The organism is Neobacillus niacini, from assembly GCF_030817595.1.
Classification (GTDB): Bacteria; Bacillota; Bacilli; order Bacillales; family Cytobacillaceae; genus Neobacillus; species Neobacillus niacini_G.
Genome location: NZ_JAUSZN010000001.1, coordinates 2570126 through 2589585, shown reverse-complemented (window position 1 = coordinate 2589585; position 19460 = coordinate 2570126). Strand labels below are relative to the sequence as shown.

The 19460-nt window shown below is 40.1% G+C and carries 17 protein-coding genes; 15 read left to right on the top strand and 2 right to left on the bottom strand.

Going from position 1 to position 19460, the window contains the following annotated elements:
- The first annotated feature begins 4 nt into the window (after positions 1-4).
- From QFZ31_RS12290 to QFZ31_RS12250, 9 genes are all read left to right on the top strand, one after another.
- Positions 5-733, top strand: coding sequence for an SDR family NAD(P)-dependent oxidoreductase (locus QFZ31_RS12290; protein ID WP_307303227.1), 729 nt, complete (start codon positions 5-7; stop codon positions 731-733).
- Between the two features lie 31 nt (positions 734-764).
- Positions 765-1211 carry a GlcG/HbpS family heme-binding protein gene (locus QFZ31_RS12285; RefSeq protein WP_307303226.1) on the top strand — a complete coding sequence of 149 codons (447 nt, stop codon included), beginning with the start codon at positions 765-767 and terminating at the stop codon, positions 1209-1211.
- Positions 1212-1217: 6 nt separating this feature from the next.
- On the top strand, positions 1218-2594 hold the full coding sequence (locus tag QFZ31_RS12280; protein ID WP_307303225.1) for a flavocytochrome c: 1377 nt from the start codon (positions 1218-1220) through the stop codon (positions 2592-2594).
- Between the two features lie 461 nt (positions 2595-3055).
- Entirely contained in the window at positions 3056-3901 is an 846-nt protein-coding gene (locus QFZ31_RS12275) for an aspartate/glutamate racemase family protein (RefSeq protein ID WP_307303224.1), read from the top strand.
- A 36-nt stretch (positions 3902-3937) separates the two neighbouring features.
- Entirely contained in the window at positions 3938-4732 is a 795-nt protein-coding gene (locus tag QFZ31_RS12270; RefSeq protein ID WP_307303223.1) for an electron transfer flavoprotein subunit beta/FixA family protein, read from the top strand.
- Between the two features lie 13 nt (positions 4733-4745).
- Complete coding sequence (locus QFZ31_RS12265) at positions 4746-5726, top strand: electron transfer flavoprotein subunit alpha/FixB family protein (RefSeq protein WP_307303222.1); 981 nt, start codon at positions 4746-4748, stop codon at positions 5724-5726.
- 82 nt (positions 5727-5808) lie between these two features.
- Complete coding sequence (locus QFZ31_RS12260) at positions 5809-6597, top strand: ABC transporter ATP-binding protein (protein WP_307303221.1); 789 nt, start codon at positions 5809-5811, stop codon at positions 6595-6597.
- 110 nt (positions 6598-6707) lie between these two features.
- Positions 6708-7577, top strand: coding sequence for a fumarylacetoacetate hydrolase family protein (locus QFZ31_RS12255; RefSeq protein ID WP_307303220.1), 870 nt, complete (start codon positions 6708-6710; stop codon positions 7575-7577).
- 152 nt (positions 7578-7729) lie between these two features.
- Complete coding sequence (locus tag QFZ31_RS12250; RefSeq protein WP_307303219.1) at positions 7730-8347, top strand: NUDIX hydrolase; 618 nt, start codon at positions 7730-7732, stop codon at positions 8345-8347.
- A 60-nt stretch (positions 8348-8407) separates the two neighbouring features.
- On the opposite strand, the gene QFZ31_RS12245 is transcribed toward QFZ31_RS12250, so the two are convergent.
- Both QFZ31_RS12245 and QFZ31_RS12240 read right to left on the bottom strand, forming a co-directional pair.
- Positions 8408-8794: a DUF1398 family protein gene (locus QFZ31_RS12245; RefSeq protein ID WP_307303218.1), complete on the bottom strand. Its 387-nt coding sequence runs from the start codon at positions 8792-8794 to the stop codon at positions 8408-8410.
- Positions 8795-8983: 189 nt separating this feature from the next.
- A complete protein-coding gene (locus QFZ31_RS12240) occupies positions 8984-11548 on the bottom strand; it encodes a rhamnogalacturonan lyase (protein WP_307303217.1) in 2565 nt (854 codons plus the stop codon).
- Positions 11549-11867: 319 nt separating this feature from the next.
- Between QFZ31_RS12240 and QFZ31_RS12235 the strand changes: the two genes are divergently transcribed.
- From QFZ31_RS12235 to QFZ31_RS12210, 6 genes are all read left to right on the top strand, one after another.
- Positions 11868-12548, top strand: coding sequence for a rhamnogalacturonan acetylesterase (locus QFZ31_RS12235; RefSeq protein WP_307303216.1), 681 nt, complete (start codon positions 11868-11870; stop codon positions 12546-12548).
- Between the two features lie 131 nt (positions 12549-12679).
- Positions 12680-13765, top strand: a complete 1086-nt coding sequence (locus tag QFZ31_RS12230; RefSeq protein WP_307303215.1) for a glycoside hydrolase family 105 protein — start codon at positions 12680-12682, stop codon at positions 13763-13765.
- 21 nt (positions 13766-13786) lie between these two features.
- Positions 13787-14614, top strand: a complete 828-nt coding sequence (locus QFZ31_RS12225) for a sugar phosphate isomerase/epimerase family protein (protein ID WP_307303214.1) — start codon at positions 13787-13789, stop codon at positions 14612-14614.
- 85 nt (positions 14615-14699) lie between these two features.
- Positions 14700-16019 carry a Gfo/Idh/MocA family protein gene (locus QFZ31_RS12220; RefSeq protein ID WP_307303213.1) on the top strand — a complete coding sequence of 440 codons (1320 nt, stop codon included), beginning with the start codon at positions 14700-14702 and terminating at the stop codon, positions 16017-16019.
- Between the two features lie 149 nt (positions 16020-16168).
- Positions 16169-17200: a glycoside hydrolase family 88 protein gene (locus tag QFZ31_RS12215; RefSeq protein ID WP_307303212.1), complete on the top strand. Its 1032-nt coding sequence runs from the start codon at positions 16169-16171 to the stop codon at positions 17198-17200.
- Positions 17201-17310: 110 nt separating this feature from the next.
- Positions 17311-19383, top strand: coding sequence for a glycosyl hydrolase 115 family protein (locus tag QFZ31_RS12210; protein ID WP_307303211.1), 2073 nt, complete (start codon positions 17311-17313; stop codon positions 19381-19383).
- Positions 19384-19460 lie beyond the last annotated feature (77 nt).

Sequence of the window (19460 nt, the reverse complement as noted above, 5' to 3'; positions counted from 1 at the left end):
AACGTTGGATTTAAAAAATAAAGTTGCATTTGTAACTGGCGGCGGCAGGGGAATTGGCCGGGAAACATGTATACTCCTAGCGAAGCAGGGGGCAAAAGTAGCTGTTTTTTCTCGAAGTTTAACAGAAACTTCGGAAGTGGCTGCTTATATTAGGGAAGAGCTAGCTGGGGAAGCCATTGCTCTTGCTGGTGATGTACGCTCTGAGGATGATGTTAATAAAGCTGTTCAGGAAACGGTAGAAAAACTCGGAAGTATTGATATTTTAATCAATAATGCCGGTGTTATGCTGCTCAAGCCATTTGATGAAACGACAGTTGAAGAGTGGGATTTTGTTCAGGAAATCAATACCCGCGGTGTATTTTTATGTGCGAAGGCTGTAGTACCGCAAATGAAAGAGAAAAGAAATGGTGTCATTATCAATCTATCATCTATTTGGGGGACAAAAGGCGGTCCGGACAGAAGTGCCTATATTACCTCGAAATGGGCGGTAATCGGATTTTCCAAAGCATTAGGAGAAGAGTTAAAACCATTCAATGTCAGGGTAAATGCGGTTTGCCCAGGTCCAGTTAATACAAAGATGATGGAAGATATTGCACCGGATGCGAACAAAGACAATTGGCTGCACCCAATTGACATGGCAACTGTAATTGTTGATTTATGCTTGCCAAAAATGAAAGCCGTATCTGCAACAGTGATAGAGGCATTTGGGAATGGAAGACCAGTAAATTTGTAAACTACTATGTTGATAGAAAAGGGGAAAGAAAATGGAAAACTTTACAACAGCAATTGAATCAAAAAATATAAGCTTAGCTTTAGCCAATAAAATGCTCGAAGCTGCATTAGCAAAGGGACAAGAACTAGGAATTGCTTTTAGTATTGCGATTGTCGACAAACCTGGTAATTTAAAAGCATTTTATGCGATGGATGGTGCGCCAGTACTAAGCCTTGAAATCGCTCAAAATAAAGCATTTTCTGCAGCAGCCTATAACCGTGCGACACATGAATGGTATGACAGATTAAAAGACGATCCACCACTATTACATGGCATTGTTCACACACCTAGATTAGTCATTTTTGGCGGTGGATATCCAATCAAAATTAATAACGAACTAATTGGAGGAATTGGTGTAAGCGGAGGTCATTATTCACACGACATGCAGGTATGTGAAGCCGCCTTAGAGGTGTTAAAAGCCTTTGAATCTGAGGAGTGATAAGGAATGGAAAGCTATGATTTTATTATTCTAGGCGGCGGACTTGCAGGTATGTGTGCTGCTGTTGAGGCTGGGGAGCAAGGTGAAAACGTCCTGCTCTTAGAAAAGCAGGATGAACTTGGCGGCAGTACAGTCCTCAGCTCAGGTTATATGGCATTTGCAGGAACAGATATGCAGGAAAAAGCAGGAATTCTCGATTCTACTGAATCGCTTCTGGCTGATATGACGGAGGTTGGAGGCGGGGTAAATGATCAAACACTAGTAGCTGAATATGGCAGACACCAGCTCGAGACCTACCAATGGCTGGTAGACCACGATATCGAGTTCAGATCGTTGGAAGCAGTAAGTGGTCATAGTGTTCCCCGCGGACATATTATAGATCCTCATCAGGCAATCCAGTCCCTATACAAGAGAGTGAAGCAGCTGACTAACTTGACGGTTTATTTTAATGCTCCTGCACGAAGACTCCTAAAAAATGATAAGGGACGAATTGATACGGTTTTATATGAGAAGGATGGGGTAGAGAGAAAGGCAGTTGCTTCGAAAGGTGTATTAATTGCCTCTGGTGGTTTTGCCAAAAGTGAGGAGCTGCTTGGACTGTTTGCCCCGCAATTAAAGGGTGCCTTAAGAATTGGAGGTGCCGGCAATCAGGGTGACGGGATTCGAATGGCCTGGGAACATGGCGCATGGGTGAAGGACCTTCCCTATTTAAATGGAACATACGGATTTCACCCAAGTGCAGCTGGGAAGTTAAAGTCGCAGGGATTGGCATTTTATAAAGGAGCTATTATGGTTAACCAGCTTGGAAAACGGTTTGTGAACGAGTCTATTTCTTATAAACTATTAGGAAAAGCGGCATTCGACCAGCCTGAGCAGATTAGCTATCAAGTTTGGGACCAAACCGTAATGGATAAAGGTGTGTTAGATGATCCACTCTATGATTTTGAATTGCTTAAGAAGCGCAGACTTTTGTACAAAGCTGATACTTTAGAAGAACTGGCAGATTGTATTGACGTACCTGTAGAAGTACTAGAAGATACCATTTCTAGATACAATCAAGGCGTTCAAAATGGGGAAGATCCTGATTTTGGCAGAAGGTCGTTAACACATAACTACGGTAAACCAACAGCGATTGAAACAGCACCTTTCTATGCATTTGAATCAACAGTTGCAATGCTTGCTACCTATGCAGGTGTGTCTGTCAATGCTGCTGCTCAGGTTTTGAATCCTTTTGGTGAGCACATTCCAGGGCTGTATGCGGCCGGGGAAGTAACTGGAGGATTCCACGGGGCAGGGTACATGACGGGAAGTTCGCTAGGAAAGGCTGCGGTTTTTGGAAGAATAGCAGTTCGGGAAGCATTATCAGCGAGTGCAGTTATCTGATATTTACCATTTTGTGGAAGGTTGGAATATTTGACGGTAATTCTTGAGGACAAATCACACGAGCCATCAGAGGGATTAGTCCTTAATGCAGGGTCTTGAGGACAAATCACACGAGCCATCAGAGGGATTAGTCCTTAATGCAGGGTCTTGAGGACAAATCGCACGAGCCATTAGAAGGATTAGTCCTTAATACAGGGGGTTGAGGACAAATCACACGAGCCATCAGAGGGATTAGTCCTTAATGCAGGGTCTTGAGTACAAATCGCACGAGCCGTCAGAGGGATTAGTCCTTAATGCAGGGTCTTGAGGACAAATCACACGATCCATTAGAAGGATTAGTCCTTAATACAGGGGCTTGAGGACAAATCGCACGAGCCATTAGAAAGATAAGTCCTTAATTTAAGGTATTGTATAAAAAGAACAAAGTTCACGTGAAATCTATGAAAGAGGAGGCCATTGATATGAAAATCTGGCATCAAAGTCTTACAACGATTGACCGGGTGCCGCATTATCGGGATGCCATTATTAAACATGTAAGCAGGATTGCCCGCCCGGATGTAGAGGTTGTCTTACATGGTATGTCGGAAGAGACATATCCCTCCCATTACCCAGGAATCTTTATTACCCATTCTTACCTTCAAAATCTCCACCGGGAACAGTTCGTACGATCTGCGCTAACAGCTGAAAAGGCCGGTTACGACGCCATGTTCATCGCAACCATTCCGGATGTTGGACTTTTAGAAGCACGTACGCTTGTAGATATTCCTGTAGTCGCGTATGGTCAAGCCTCCTTCCACATGGCGTCAATGCTTGGAGACCATATTGGAGTCGTAAATTTCTTGGCCCCATTAGCGGATCAGCTCCGTCAGAATGCTGACAAGTATGGTTTAGGTGGTAAACTAGGACCAATCGTTCAGACCGAGGTGGGCTTTGATGATATTATGGCAGGATTTAATGACCCAGAGCCAATCATCGAATCCTTCAAAAAAGCCGCTCAATCAGCTATTGATGATGGAGCCGATGTAATCATTCCAGGAGAAGGTCCAATGAATGTCTTTTTAGCTACCCATGGAATTTCTAGAATTGGCGATGTACCAGTGGTCGACTCGTTTGCAGCAGCTATCAAAATGTGTGAGTCACTTGTAGATTTGAGCAAAAACTCTGGTGTTTATATGACACGCAAAGGATTCTACAATGCAAAGCCGCCTGTTGAAGCGGTGGAAAGACTACGAGAAATGTATGGACTTATACCTTCTCCTAATCCTAAAGACGATAAAGGACTTTCTGTTAAAGGGATAGGAGTTTAATACGCAAATATTAACAAATTGAGAGGTGAAATTGAAATGCACATCGTTGTCTGCCTTAAACAGGTGCTAGATCCGGAAATTACACCGAAATATTTTAAAATAGACCCCGACACGAATCGTCCAGAGAATAGTGACACTGATTTGGTGCTGGACTCATTTGCAGAGAATGCACTTGAATTAGCAATTCAACTTCGTGACAAGGTTCCTGGAGCTACTGTTACCGCACTTTGTCTCGGGGATGAGGAATCGGAGGAGGTACTTCGCAGGGCATTAGCTTTTACCGCAAATGCAGCAGTAAGAGTGTGGGATGAAGAATGGGAGAATCTAGACGGACAGGCTGTTGGCCATATTCTAGCACAAACCATTACATCCTTAGGTGGAGCACAACTTGTGCTCACAGGTTACCAAGCAAGTGATATCGAGGAAGGTCTCGTTGGACCTGTTATGGCGGAGGAACTAGGAATTCCTTGCGTGACACTCGTTTCAGAGCTTGAGGTGGAAGAGAATAGTGCAAAGGCGACTGTTGAAGTCGAAGGTGGATATGCGGTAGTCAGTGTTCCAACTCCTGCTGTATTTACCATCATCAGCTCTGAGACAAACGTTCCTAGACTTCCAAAGGTCAAGGATATTAGACTTGCGAGAAGCAAACCTATTAATTTATTAGAATCAGAAGATCTTAATCTTGATCGTGAGTGCTGTCAACCAGGTGTTAAGCTCGAGCGGGCATACCTCCTAAATAGGGAGGTAGCTTGTGAGGTCCTGCCTGGTGATGATGGTGCAGAACTTGCTAGCGAATTAGCTGACAGGCTTTTGGCTCTCAAGATTTTATAGGAGGAATTCAACTATGACGAGAATTCTGGTATTTGCAAATCAACAGGGGGATTCCTTGAGTTCAGGGGCAAAGGAAGCACTTGCCTTTGGCAGACGCTTGGCTAGTTCCACTGGAGGCGAAGTTCGATCTGTCACTCTTGGTCCTTTCGCTGAGGCAGGCGCTAGGGAAGCAATTGCCAGCGGGGCAAGTATCGCATACACCATTTCTAACCCTTTGTTAGCAGAATATGATGTTGAACTGTTTGTTAATAGCATCCACACTGTTTTCGAGCAGTCTGGAGCCGACATCCTTATCCTCTCCTTCGACAAGATTGGTAAGGATTTAGTAGGAAGACTTGCTACGCGTGCTGGTGCCTCAGCTATTACCGAAGTAGTCGACTATACTGCTAACAGTGACAAAGTAAGCTGGATTCGTCCTATTTACGGAGATAAGGCGTTCGGAGAATACTCGACTACGCGTCAGAAGGTAGTAGTTGGTATTCGTCAAAAGAGCCAGGACGTGAATGTGCCGGTTGAAACGAGTAAAGGCGAGATTATTGAAGTGGATTATGCCCCTTCAGAAGAGATGATTGTTACCAAGCTGGTTGTAAAAATTCAAGCCGCATTATCGGATATTAGTCTGGAGGATGCCAGAATCATCATCTCAGGCGGCCGTGGCCTAGGTGGACCAGAAGGCTTTACTGAATTACAGGTTCTTGCAAATTTACTTGGAGGTACAGTCGGTGCTTCGCGGGCGGCATGTGATGCCGGGTGGGTTCCTTCAAATCTCCAGGTAGGTCAGACAGGTGCAGTCGTTGCACCAGATCTTTATATTGCAGTTGGAATATCTGGTGCCAGTCAGCATCTTGCAGGAATTACAAACGCCAAGACAGTTGTCGCGATTAATACTGATCCGGAAGCTCCTATCTTTAAACGAGCCAATATTGGTGTCGTTGCTGACTACAAAAGTGTTATTCAAGCACTAACAGAAAAACTAAAAAAGGTACTTGTTTAAGCTTTTTCAGCATGAAATAATAAAGACATCCTCAACCCGAAATACGGTGGGGATTTTCTTTTTTAAAGGTGGGATTAAGGATATGGTGGTAAAGCTTGAAGATGTAAACTTACGCCGAGAAGGCAGATCGATTTTAGAAAATGTTAATTGGCAAATTGATAAGCAGGACAATTGGGTACTATTTGGCTTAAATGGATCGGGGAAAACCGCGATATTAAATTTGTTAAATGCTTATTATTTCCCGACTAAAGGTAGGGTTACCGTTCTGGGAATGGAATTTGGAAAGACCTACCTTGGCGAAAAATTACGAAAGCAGATCGGTTTTGTTTCTGCTTCCCTTCAAGAAAAATTTTATCCAAGTGATACTGCTTTTGAAGTTGTGCTAAGTGGTGCATTTGCATCCATCGGTCTTTATGAAACTCCAACAGAAGAAATGAGAACAAAAGCAGTAAATTTAATGGATCAGCTTGGAACAACGAACTATGCAGACAGAAGATATGAAACGCTTTCCCAAGGGGAAAAACAACGTGTCCTCATTGCACGTGCATTAATGGCCGACCCGAAGTTACTTATATTAGATGAGCCAACGAACGGATTGGATTTTATCGCACGAGAGTTGTTATTAGAATCCATCGGAAAAATTGCTAAAAGTTCCACGGCTCCTACAATTATTTATGTGACTCATCATGTGGAAGAAATAGTACCTGTTTTCAATAAAACCTTATTACTAAAAGAGGGACAGGTGTTTGCCGCTGGTAAGACAATTGAAATGATTTCAAATGAACAGCTTACCCAATTTTTCGGACTTCCTGTGCAAGTTAATTGGGAAAATAATCGACCGTTTGTATCAAGATTACAAATGCAGGTTTAGCATGTCTTTTTAATATGAATTATTGGAAAATTCCTAAAAGACAGAGTGTTTGCTCTAGAAGGGAATCGTAAAAGTTTCTATTAAATAAAGTTAATAGGATGGTGAATAAGATGAAGATACTTTCTTACTATGAGAATAAACGTATAAAACTAGGGATTAAAACAGAAGATGGAATTATTGATGTTCAAGCTATATCTGAGAAAACAGGAATTGCTGCACCAAAAACAATGCTCGATGTTATTGAAGGCGGGGATGAAGCATTACAAGGGTTAACGAAAATAGTTGCAAAATCCGCTGAGAAATTGAATGAAGAAACTATTCAATTCGCACCAGCAATTCCTAATGCGGGAAAGGTCATATGTGTTGGAGCTAATTACCGTAAACATGCTATAGAGTCCGGTCTTGCTATCCCTGAAAAACCGATATATTTTGCTAAATTTGCCAATAGTCTCTCTGGGCATCGTGAGGAAATTCCGGTGCCAAAAATGGCCGAACAAGTGGATTACGAAGTAGAATTAGTAGCGATAATTGGTAAACAGGCAAAAAATGTTTCTGTTGAAAATGCTTTAGATTATGTGTTTGGTTATGCCGTTGGCAATGATCTGTCTGTACGTGAGCTTCAATTCCGCAGCCATCAATGGCTCTATGGAAAAGCCATCGACGGATTTGCTCCAATCGGTCCTTATATCGTGACTGCAGATGAGGTACCTGATCCACAAAACTTAAACTTAAAGTGCTGGGTGAATGGTGAACTGCGCCAAAATTCAAACACTGAAGATATGATTTTCTCTACTGCTAAGCTGATTAGTGATTTGTCCCAAATTATGACACTTCAGCCAGGTGACGTTATTTATACAGGCACACCAGAGGGCGTTATTATGGGAATGGAAGAGAAAAACTGGTTAAAACCAGGTGATGAGATAGTTTGTGAGATTGATGGTCTTGGAAGCTTGTTGAATAAATTGAAAAAAGAAGACTAACATAGAAATTGAACAGAGTGTACGCTACACCCAATGACTTGTGAAATGGCACAGGTCATTTTCTTTTTCAATGGCTGGTATATACATAGTGATAAAATGTAGTGGTTATAGGTTATAGTCACTTGACGGGTAAGGTTAAGGGGGAAGATTGGATGGAAACGGAACAATTAAAAATATTTGATGAAAATAGGAATCCGATAGGCGTTGCTTCACGTGAAGATGTACATAAACTGGGCTATTGGCACGAAACTTTCCATTGTTGGTTTGTTAGGAAAGAACAGGAAAGGGATTATCTCTATTTACAACTCCGCAGTAAAACAAAAAAGGACTATCCAAATCTTTTGGATATTACGGCGGCTGGACATCTAATGGCTGACGAATCCGTTGAGGATGGTGTAAGAGAGATTAAGGAAGAGGTGGGGATTGATATCCACTTTCAGGATTTAATTCCATTAGGAATCATTGACTATTGTGTAATGGAAGAAGATTTTATAGATAAAGAATTTGCACACACTTTCCTTTATAAAAGTGAAAAATCCTTTGACGATTTTATCCTTCAAGATGAAGTGGCTGGAATTGTAAAAGTTGATCTTAACGAATTTGCTGAACTTTGGTTTGGCAAAAGTGAAATAATTAAGATAACAGGATTTACAGTAACAGAAGACGGAAATAAAATTTATTTTGAAGAGCATGTAGGAAGGGGAAAATTCGTACCTCATCAAAATAAATTTTACAGAACCGTTCTCGAAAAAATAAAAGAACATATTTAATTTGGATTAGGGGCGTTAATCTAAAAGGATTAACGCTTATAATGTATTCTACGCGAGGATTTAAGATTGCTGCAACGGTTCTACTATTGGGGCACCCTTGATACCAACGTACGTGGCCGTTTTCTCGATAATATTTACGTTATAGGTTGTAACTCCTGCGGCAGCCAGCTCTCTTAGAAAGTCTAAAAAGGGAAGAGCAATGCTGGCGATTGCTTTTAATGCCTGGTTTCTATTAAAATCATTTGAAATGACAAATTGAACTTGAGGGTCTGTTTTTACCTCTGAGTGCTCGCCCTTGTATGTGGCTTCACCTGTAGCTACATTAATATCGTACTGAATGACCCCAATTTGAGATAATTCCTCCAAAAATTCACCGAAGCTTGTTTTACCCGTGCTTCTTCTTTCAATAATCTTATGTACCTCTTTTTCCGTGAGATGATCATTCATGTTGGTTCCTCCATCTAAAGTTTCTTCATCATTTTAACCGAAAAGCAAACTCTTATGCCGATACTCGCTTCCAAGTTTATAAAAGAGGCCCAAAAGAAATAGGATTCTTTCGGGCAAGAAGTGTTTTATCTATTTTTAAGACCACCGTTTGATAATGTCTCCAATACTCATCACACCAAGGATGTATAATTAATCATTTATTCTTTCCCACATACTGATTAATAATTCAGCCTTATGTGAAAGGTTTAATCTTGCATTTTCAGAAATGTTACCTGTGTTTCGGCTATGGTTAATTTCAGATTGGTATTCCTCAATAAATTTCAATGCCTGGACTACAGAACCTTTTTCCAAGTGATGCTCTGCCTGTCTGAGTGAATTTTCTAATTTGGGAACTAACGGTCCAGTCAATTCTCCATTGGCCAGATATTCAGACATTGCTTCTTCTAATACTGACAAGACACCAGGTGTTGAAAAGCTTGGAAGAGGGACATTTGCCCAATTCGTATCCGAACCAAAGTAGAAGCTTGTATAGGATGGCTGATTATAGGCTGTACTTTGTCTTGCTACTTCAGCACGATATTGAGCGTCGTGCATTAACGTATACAATTTGTGGTTTGTTACCTCAGTACTCGTGTAAATACGAATGGCTGAACTATCCGCAGTTCTTACTAAAAGTTCTTCTCTCCAGTCCCCAAATATATCTGCAACTAAACTTGGGTTACCTTTTGTACCATTATTGGTTCTAGTATCTGTAGCAGTAAGGACTCTGCCTTTTTTCCAGTCATCTATGGTAGTCGTTCCATTGCCCGAACCATTCACAATCTGTGTGGTCATATCTGTAGCCCATTTAATATTCATATTTGTACCTGGAGCAGAAGTAGAAATCCTTTCTCCGGCTGCAGTCCATAGTCCAACGGCCCATGTTTCTAAACCAGGTTTGGATGGATCTACATCTCCGACCATACCGCGTCCAGTATCTTTGCCAGTATATCCGCCATAAATAATTTCACCTGTTTTGGCATCCCGTAATGAATAGCCATATGGAGCCCATGCGGCACCTTCGTGGACCATAAATATTTCCATTCCTGGCCTGCTTGGATCGATATCTGTAACATGCACAGCATCTCCATGCCCAAGTCTGGCAGTCGTGCCAGGTGCTGCGCTTTGTTCAGGCATTTTATCCATTGAACTGTATAATAAAGAGCCATCATCATCAATGGTGGCACTGCCGTAAACGATTTCTTGTTTGCCGTCACCATCAACATCTGCAGCACTCAGGGAATGTGCACCTTGTGTGGTGAGTGTGCCATATTCCGGATCAGTACCGTCTCTGCCATGAGGACCATCATTAAATGGATTGGTCATTGGTGTCCAACCGCTGTCAATGGCCCAATTTTCCTTAAGGTTTTCCCCATCCCAGCTATATGTAACGAGATTGGATCTTGTATAATATCCCCGTGCAAACACAGCATATGGTTTATCACCATCAAGATAGGCAACATTTGCAAGGAAACGATCGACACGGTTGCCAGGCTCAATTCTTGCCATTGCATAATCACCCCACATCAGACCATCGTCATGACGTCCTGGGTTGTAATCAATCGTATCCATTTCTTCGCCTGTTTCACCATTAAAAACAGTCAAATATTCTGGTCCTTCTAAAATAAAGCCCTCAAATTCTCTTAATTTATTGTTTCCACTTCTTTTAGGTGCGTAAACATCCATAAAGTAATCGGTTAAGCTTATTGCATCCTCTTTTGATAAAGGATAGGAATATTTTTTTTCGATACCAAATGCTTCCTCAAGGGTACTTGGCCAGTTTCCTTTGATTACTTCTTCATGCTCACTCCAACCCATAAACATTTTCACAACATGATTATAGTAATCTTCTCGGCTCATCCGGTAATCATCTTGATTACTATATCCAGCGTCAATGTCTTTTTGAGGCATCGTAATATATTTTTCAGAGGTAATATTTCCGGCTTTATTGAATTTAATCACATTTGTACCAGGAGCGGTTTTGAACATAATTTCTGATTTTCCGTCACCATCAAAATCATAAACTAAGAATTGGGTATAGTGAGCTCCTGAGCGGATATTAACGCCTAGGTCAATTCGATATAGTAGAGTTCCATCAAATTTGTAGCAGTCAATATACGTGTTACCAGTGTAGCCTTTTTGTGAAACATCCTTAGAGTTAGAAGGATCCCACTTAACAAAATACTCATATTGCCCGTCTCCATCAACATCTCCAACACTCATATCGTTTGCCGAATAGGTGTAATTTTCACCTGCAGGAGTCACTCCATCAGCTGGCTTTTGAAGCTTTAAATCAACATATGATTGCTTCCAAGGTGATATAGAAGCACTTTGATCAAGCTCCTTTCCGTTTAAGACGGAGCGAACATAATAGCGAGAATCGGAATTACCATCTTTATCGACAAAGTTTGTGCTGTCTTCAACAGTTGCAATTTGTTTTCCATCACGATAGACATTGAAGTTTACGCCAGTTAGCCCAGTTTCAGAGTAACCTTTCACTTCATTTGCTAATAATCTCCAGCTAAGAAATACACCCTGAGATGTTGGTGCAGCAACTAAACCTCTGTCAAGATACTCTAATTGGATTCCTGGGAGATTACTAGTAACTTTGTTTTTCTGCAATTCACCAGCAGATACACCAGAAACACCTGATAAAAGCAATGGTATTACAATAGCGGTAGATAGTACTTTTTTAGACAATAATCTTTTCTTCAAATTTTTCGCCCTCCTGCTTTTTAAGTTTGAATGCGCTTACAGAATAATTGTATTTAAAATACTCTGAATACAAAATTTAATTTTCAGTACCTTTATTAAAAAAAACAGTGTTATCAAGTCGAAAAAACGGCGATATATGCCTATTTTCATAGTCTTTATGAACCACTGACTCCAAATCCGCACTTTTTGACTAGTTAGCAAAATTGTGATAACAAGGCAAAAAAATACCATCACGAAAATGGATAGCACAAAAATGTCTAATAGCAATTGAATAAATAACGGTATAACATTTCAGTTAGATTAGGAGGGGGATGATTAAATGAGTAATGAACCTATTAGAATTTTTCTTGCAGCAGACTCAACCGTGCAGGACTATGATGTTAGTGAGAAAAATCAAGGTGGCTGGGGAGAGTTCCTGCATACCTTTTTAAATAAGGATATAAAAGTAGTGAACCACGCTATTGGTGGTCGGAGCTCGAAAACATTTATTGAGGAAGGGCGATTAGTTGGCATATTAAAAGAAATAGTAGCCGGTGATTATTTAATCATACAGATGGGTCATAATGATTCAACAATTAGTAAACCTGAACGTTATACAGAACCTTTTAAGACCTATAAGCAATATTTAAAAATGTATGTTGAGGGAGCAAGAAATAATCAAGCGGTTCCTGTTTTAATAACCCCGCCAGCGAGGTTGCACGTAGAAGATGGGAAATTTGTAAATGATTTTCCAGATTATTGCGCTGCAATGAAAGAAGTGGCCGCTGAGGAAATGGTCACTTTAATAGATTTAATGGAGAGAAGTCTGAGTCTACTGGATACCATTGGTTATAATGAAGCACTAACTTTATTTATGGCATCAGTAAACGAAACAGATTTTACTCATTTTACGAAAAAAGGTGCCTATCAAATGGCAAGGCTAATTGCGGAAGGGTTAAAAGAAAGCAATCTACCTATTGCTGGAAAAATCAAATCGATTTCTGAAAACACTGTTTTTTAATAAATAAAAACTGAATTTTAAATTAAATACTAAAAAAAGTTAAAATATAATTAAACCGTATACACTAGGAATCTATTTTTTTGAAAAATTATCCTTACTACTATTGATTAAATTTGAGGAGGAAATCATAAATGCATAGACAAGAAATTGAACAGAAAATTGAACTCCTAATTGATAACTTGGTTAACCTAAATGACCCAGAGGGGAAATATGCTATACCGCTTGCTGATGGAAGAAAAATTGATAATAAGAGTTTCAACTATTGGGAATGGACCGCAGGGGTTGGCCTTTATGGAATGATGAAATATTATAAATTAACCAAAAAAGAAGAAGTATTAAATATTATTGTTAAGTGGTTTGATGATCAATTCAAAGAACTTCCAGTTGAAAAGAACGTTAACACGATGGTACAAATGTTAACGCTTGCATATTTGTATGAAGAAACAGGCAATCCAACCTACCTTCCGTATTTAGAAACCTGGGGTGACTGGTTGTACCATGATATGCCAAGAACAAAGGATGGCGGAATTCAACATATTGTTTTTGGTAATGAAAATCCCCAGCAATTATGGGACGACACCTTAATGATGAGTGTTTTGCCATTAACGAAAATTGGTTTATTGCTAAATAAACCGGAATATATCGAAGAAGCAAAAAAGCAATTTTTAATACATATTAAATATTTGTTTGATAAGAAAACAGGCCTTTGGTTCCATGGCTGGACGTTTGAGGGAAATCACAATTTTGCAGAAGCACTATGGGGACGTGGGAACTCATGGGTAACCATTGCAATTCCCGAATTCCTAGATTTAGTTGAATTAAATGAAAAAGATCCAGTTCGTCAAATCTTAATCGACACCTTAGAAAGACAATTAGAAGCACTCGAAACCTGTCAAAATGAAAACGGTTTGTGGCATACACTTCTGCTCGATCCCACTTCTTATGTTGAGGCATCCTGCACAGCTGGTTTTGCTTTTGGAACATTAAGATCAGTCCGTAAACGCTATGTCGGAAAGAAATACAGTGATATGGGATTAAAAGCTATAAAGGCAGTTATTGAGAATATCGATGAAACCGGTGAATTGCAGCATGTTTCAGCTGGAACGGCTATGGGAGAAACGCAAGAATTTTACAAGCAAATTCCTGTTACTGCCATGCCGTACGGACAATCAATGGCAATCCTTGCATTAGTAGAATACCTGCATCACAGAATCTAAAGAAACTTAGGTGGGATGAAAATGTTAAACATAGGAATTAGGGCACATGATATTGAAAACCTGCCATTAGAAGAGTTAGTACAAGAAGTAGCTGGTAAAGGACTGACATCCGTTCAGCTGGCTTTAAGTAAATCCTTAGATGGTGTGAATACGGAATTAGGCAGCTTGAGCCCAGGTTTTGCGCGTTATGTAGCTAGTGCATTCTCAAAGCATAATGTACAAATCGCCGTATTAGGCTGCTACTTTAATATGATTCATCCCGATTTAGTTCAGAGAAGAAAAGGGATCGAGCGCTTTAAAGAGCATATCCGCTTTGCCAGAGATTTCGGCTGCAGTATTGTGGCGACTGAAACTGGAAATGTAAATCCGGAAATTTTCTATACCGAGGAGAACTTCAAGGAAGAACCTTTTTTAGAAGTAGTTGAAAGTGTCTCTGAACTTGTTAAGGAAGCAGAAAAGTTTGGAGTTATTGTGGGGATAGAAGCAGGTGTAAACCATCCAATTTATTCACCGAAAGCAATGAAGAGACTCTTAGATTCAATCAATTCTAAGAATCTACAAGTGATTCTCGACCCGGTTAATCTATTAACGATTGATAACTACCAAAATCAAGAAGAAATTTTTCAAGAAGCAATGGATTTATTTGGTGAGAGAGTCGTTATCCTGCATGCAAAAGACTTTATTATTGAGAATAACCAGTTAGTCCCAACAGCAGTAGGCAAGGGACTACTAAACTATAAATATATTATAGAAGAAATAAAAAAGAAAAAACCTTTTATAAACATCCTTCTAGAAGAAACAAAAGAACCATTCATAGACCAAAGCATCGCATTCCTAAGGGAAAAATAAAAGCATAACTGCCCATTATTGTTGCTTAACTATAATGGGAGTTTTCTTTTAAACCAAATTTTGAATTCAAATAGGAGGAAACACTATGAATAGAATCGTAGTTTGCGGACTTAGTAACCGAGCATTAGGAATGTTTATTCAATCAATCGTTCATCAATTTGGTTCAACAAACCAAGTTGTTGGAGTACTTGATTCCGATCCGCGAAGAATAGAAATTTGCAATGAGAGTTTTTCTGAATTAAAATCGGTTCCCTCTTACAATCCAAATCAATTCCAACAAATGATTGATGACACAAATCCAGACACAGTCATTGTTACCAGCAGAGACGATACCCATATTGATTACATATTACAAGGCTTAGAGAATAACTTAACCGTTATTACCGAAAAGCCAATGGTGACAAAAGCTGAAGATGCTAGAAGAGTAATGGAAGCAGAAAAAGAAAGTAAGGGAAAAGTAATTGTCGCTTTTAACTATCGTTACAATCCGTTTCATCGAAAAATAAAAGAACTTATTTTAGAAGGAAAAATCGGCAGAGTCACTTCCGTTGACCTAAATTGGTATATTGATACCTATCATGGCGCGAGCTATTTTAAAAGATGGAACCGAAACCGAAATTTTTCAGGCGGCTTATCCATTCATAAATCCACACACCATTTTGACCTAGTAAATTGGTGGCTTGATCAGAATCCAGAAGAAGTGTTTGCATACGGTGCATTAAATTATTTCGGTAAAGACGGAGAATTCAATCCAAGCCCGACAGACAACCGATATTGTAGTACCTGTGAAGAGAAACTCTCGTGTGAATACTATATGCGCTGGTCAAACCGCCGAAATAATATTGCTGTTAAAGACGATCATATTAAAGCAGATAGCATTGAAAAGTCGGCACAAAATTATACTTATTATCGTCCAGATTCCTGTATCTTTGATCACGAAATCGAAATCGAAGATACTTATGTTGCCACTGTGAAGTATGATAAAGGAGCATTTTTAAGCTATTCCGTAAATTTCTCACTTCCATATGAAGGTTACCGTTTAGCGATTAACGGAACGAAAGGAAGAATTGAAACGACTGAGTTCCATGAACCAAGCCGGATTCCATTCTCCGTTCCAGAACAAACGATTGAATTCTACCCATTATTTGGCGGAGCAAAGGAGATTATTCATGTGCTCCAAACGGGAGGAGGCCACGGCGGCGGAGACCCTGTTTTATTGGAAGACCTTTTCTTGGGAGTAGATCAAAATCGCCCATATCCTATTTTAGCGGGTGCAGAGGCAGGAGCATACTCCATTGCAGTTGGTGAGGGTGTATGGCGGTCTGTTAAAGAAAATAAGCCAATGAAAATAAATGATTTATTAAAAAGTGAAGTTGACCTTTCTTTGCCCAAGGCTGTTTTCTAGAGCATTTGGTTACCGGTGAACTCGAAATATCAAGGGAGCGGGAATCAAAGAGGTGTTTTATTTAGTTACCGGTGAACCCGAAAAGTCAAGGTAGCGGGGACTAAACAGGTGGTTCTTCGGAACTTTTTACCAGAAAAAGGAGGATATGTATGCCACAGTTAGTTCTTGAGCAAAACAAGGTATCACAGGCAATTGATCGGGTTGTTGAGAGAACATTTAATATGGATTTTAGTTGGGATTGGCCGGGAGGAGTTGCTTTTTATGGTATTGCTGAAGCATATGAAGCAACCGGTGACGAGCAATATCTTCAAGGAATTAAGGAATGGGTTGATGCAGAATTAGAGGATGGGCTGCCAAAGTTAACGGTTAATGCTTCCTCGATTGGGCACGTTCTATTAACTCTATACAAAGCGACCAATGATGAAAAGTATTTAGACACAGCAATAAAAATGGCAGATTATCTGCTGAATGATGCCGAGCGCTTTGCTGATGGGGTCTTGCAGCATACAGTAAATGGCACAAAATATCAATTCCCTGAGCAGGCATGGGTAGACACCATGTTTATGGCTGGATATTTCCTTTTAAGAATCGGCAATCTGTTAGACAGGGAAGATTATTTCAATTTTGGATTAAAGCAATACCATGGTCATGAAAATTTTCTTCAGGATGATCGGACAAACCTGTATTATCATGGCTGGGATAACTTGGCGCAAAATCATATGTCAGGTATTTTCTGGGCGAGGGGAAACAGCTGGGCTGCTTATACGATGGCTAGGGCACTTGAACTTATTGAAGTGCAGCATCCGTCCTATATGGTAATACATGGTTCGCTGCGTGATCAGTTAAGCGCACTAGTAAGATTACAATCAGATTCTGGACTTTGGCATACAATCTTAGATGACCCAGATTCTTATTTAGAAACCTCTGGTTCTGCAGGAATTGCTGCAGCATTATTAACCACTGGAAAACTATACAATAAATATACTCAAAAAGCTTTTGGAGCCATTCTCAACCAAATCAGAGAAGATGGTTCTGTTATGGGTGTTTCAGCTGGAACGGCTGTTATGCATGATGCAGATGGGTACAAAAATGTCCCTTATAAACGGGTACAAGGATGGGGACAAGGGTTAGCACTTGCCTTTTTATCACTATTATTAAAAAGAGAAAAAAGACAAGAGTAAAAGATAACCTGTGGGATAGCTGGATGTTCCACAGGTTATTTTTTCAGATAGAACAACTTAAAGGAACGAAGTAATAGATTCCTAGAAATCAATTAATAGGAGGAATAATTTTGAGGCATTTCAATGTAGTAATCAATGGTGATTCCACCATTTCTCTGCCAGAAAATTGCAGCCTGCCAGTCAGACATGCAGTCGACATGATTGTGAGAGATCACGAAAAGGTATTTGGGAAAGTCCCAAATCTCATTTCATCAAATACAGAGACCGCAGATATTGTGGTACGATATGCCTCAAATCATGAGGAATGTCCTGAAAAACCAGAAGCCTATGGCTTTCGCTTCATAGAAAATGCCGAAAAACTTTCTTTTCACATCGTAGGCTATGACGATTTAGGAATTATATATGGATTGCTGCATTATAGCCATCAATATCTAGGAGTGGATCCTTTTTGGTTCTGGGCTGAATTACCGATACAACAACGTTCTGAGATACAAATACCAGTTATAGTATTTAATTCCCCGGAAAAAAAGGTAAAGTACCGCGGCTGGTTTGTGAATGATGAGGTTTGCCTAATCGGCTGGAAGAAAGAATACCCGCCTACTAAAGAGATATGGTATCCCGTTTTTGAAACATTATTACGCTGCGGCGGGAATATGGTGATCCCTGGTACTGATCTCCCAAAAGATGGTATCCATGCAGAGTTAGCAGCAGAAATGGGTTTATGGGTGACGCACCATCACGCTGAACCGTTAGGAGCAGAAATGTTTTTACGTGCCTTTCCAGGTAAGAAACCCAGCTACAAACAAAATCCAGAGTTATTTGAGTCATTATGGCAAGAGGCCATTGAGAAGCAAAAGGATGAGAAAATTGTCTGGGTCCTTTCCTTTCGCGGACAGGGGGATGCTCCTTTTTGGCATTACGATCCGGAATTTGATACCCCTGAAAAGAGAGGTGCGATGATTTCAAAGGTTGTGCAGCGGCAGTATGAAATGATTAGTCAATCAGTAGATAACCCTGTCTATTCCATGGCCTTGTATGGAGAAATATCTGAATTATACAAAGCTGGGCATGTAAAGGTGCCTGAAGGGGTAATTAAAATATGGGCTGATAATGGGTATGGCAAAATGGTAACCCGAAGACAGGGAAATGAAAATTACCGAATCCCTTCTCTGCCAGCAACCAATGACACAGGAGAGCATGGACTTTATTATCATATAACCTTCCATGATCTCCAGGCTTCGAATCATTTGACGATGTTTCCCTCTCCGCCAGAATTGATCAAAGAGGAGCTTGAAAAGGCATTTGATGCCGGTGCTGTATCCTACTTACTGCTCAACAGCGGTAATATCCGCATGCATCTTTACCCGCTGGATATTGTGAGTGAATTATGGAATAACGGCACGATAAATATTGAGGAACATTTGCAATCGTATAGTAAGCGTTTATATACAACAAAACACAAAGAAATTGTAGAGCTGTACAAAAGCTATTTTGAACAAACAATACCCTATGGCCCTCATCCAGATGATAAAGCAGGGGACGAATTTTATCACCATCCAGCAAGAAAAATTATTGGACATTGGCTTCAAGGAAAAACGGATACTCCAATGGAAAAACTATACTGGGCGACAGGTGAAATCCCGTTTACCGATCAAGTGGAATGGTTCATGGAAAAATGTGAGCAGGGACTAGCAGGCTGGGAAGAGTATTTAAAACAGTGTCGTAAGATTTCTTTGCAGCTGCCAAAAGAAGATAAGCAGAGGTTTTCGGATCAACTTCTGCTGCAAGCGGAATTACATGCCTTCGGCTGTAATGGTTTTATCTCTCTATGTAAAGCTTATATTTCTTTTACAAAAAAAGAATATCCACTTGCTTTTGTCCATGCCTCAGAATCGATTAACTCTTACAGGGAATGTAAACAAGCTTTAAGACGTGCAGAGCATGGAAAATGGGAAAATTTTTATTATGCAGATTGGTTAACAAACATAGACAGTACCATTTATTCATTGGAAGCACTGCGTAAATTTCTAAGAATGCAAGGCGACAGTCCTGATTTCTTTTTATGGTACAAAGAGTACCTTATGCCGGAAACAGAAAAATATATTTATCTGGAGAATACCCACCGTAACCCTTTGTCTGACGATGAACTTGGAAAAAGATTAGCTGAAAAATTCCTTCAGTGATAGGGGATGGTCGCTATTATACAAAAAAGTGCAACCTTACAAGAATGTCTAAAGTGTAAAAACAATAGAATCAAAAA

Coding starts and splice junctions, on each gene's coding strand:
- QFZ31_RS12220 (WP_307303213.1), top strand. CDS start 14,700: ATGAATAGAATCGTAGTTTGCGGACTTAGTAACCGAGCATTAGGAATG.
- QFZ31_RS12285 (WP_307303226.1), top strand. CDS start 765: ATGGAAAACTTTACAACAGCAATTGAATCAAAAAATATAAGCTTAGCT.
- QFZ31_RS12245 (WP_307303218.1), bottom strand. CDS start 8,794: ATGAATGATCATCTCACGGAAAAAGAGGTACATAAGATTATTGAAAGA.
- QFZ31_RS12265 (WP_307303222.1), top strand. CDS start 4,746: ATGACGAGAATTCTGGTATTTGCAAATCAACAGGGGGATTCCTTGAGT.
- QFZ31_RS12235 (WP_307303216.1), top strand. CDS start 11,868: ATGAGTAATGAACCTATTAGAATTTTTCTTGCAGCAGACTCAACCGTG.
- QFZ31_RS12280 (WP_307303225.1), top strand. CDS start 1,218: ATGGAAAGCTATGATTTTATTATTCTAGGCGGCGGACTTGCAGGTATG.
- QFZ31_RS12225 (WP_307303214.1), top strand. CDS start 13,787: ATGTTAAACATAGGAATTAGGGCACATGATATTGAAAACCTGCCATTA.
- QFZ31_RS12230 (WP_307303215.1), top strand. CDS start 12,680: ATGCATAGACAAGAAATTGAACAGAAAATTGAACTCCTAATTGATAAC.
- QFZ31_RS12250 (WP_307303219.1), top strand. CDS start 7,730: ATGGAAACGGAACAATTAAAAATATTTGATGAAAATAGGAATCCGATA.
- QFZ31_RS12275 (WP_307303224.1), top strand. CDS start 3,056: ATGAAAATCTGGCATCAAAGTCTTACAACGATTGACCGGGTGCCGCAT.
- QFZ31_RS12260 (WP_307303221.1), top strand. CDS start 5,809: ATGGTGGTAAAGCTTGAAGATGTAAACTTACGCCGAGAAGGCAGATCG.
- QFZ31_RS12255 (WP_307303220.1), top strand. CDS start 6,708: ATGAAGATACTTTCTTACTATGAGAATAAACGTATAAAACTAGGGATT.
- QFZ31_RS12215 (WP_307303212.1), top strand. CDS start 16,169: ATGCCACAGTTAGTTCTTGAGCAAAACAAGGTATCACAGGCAATTGAT.
- QFZ31_RS12270 (WP_307303223.1), top strand. CDS start 3,938: ATGCACATCGTTGTCTGCCTTAAACAGGTGCTAGATCCGGAAATTACA.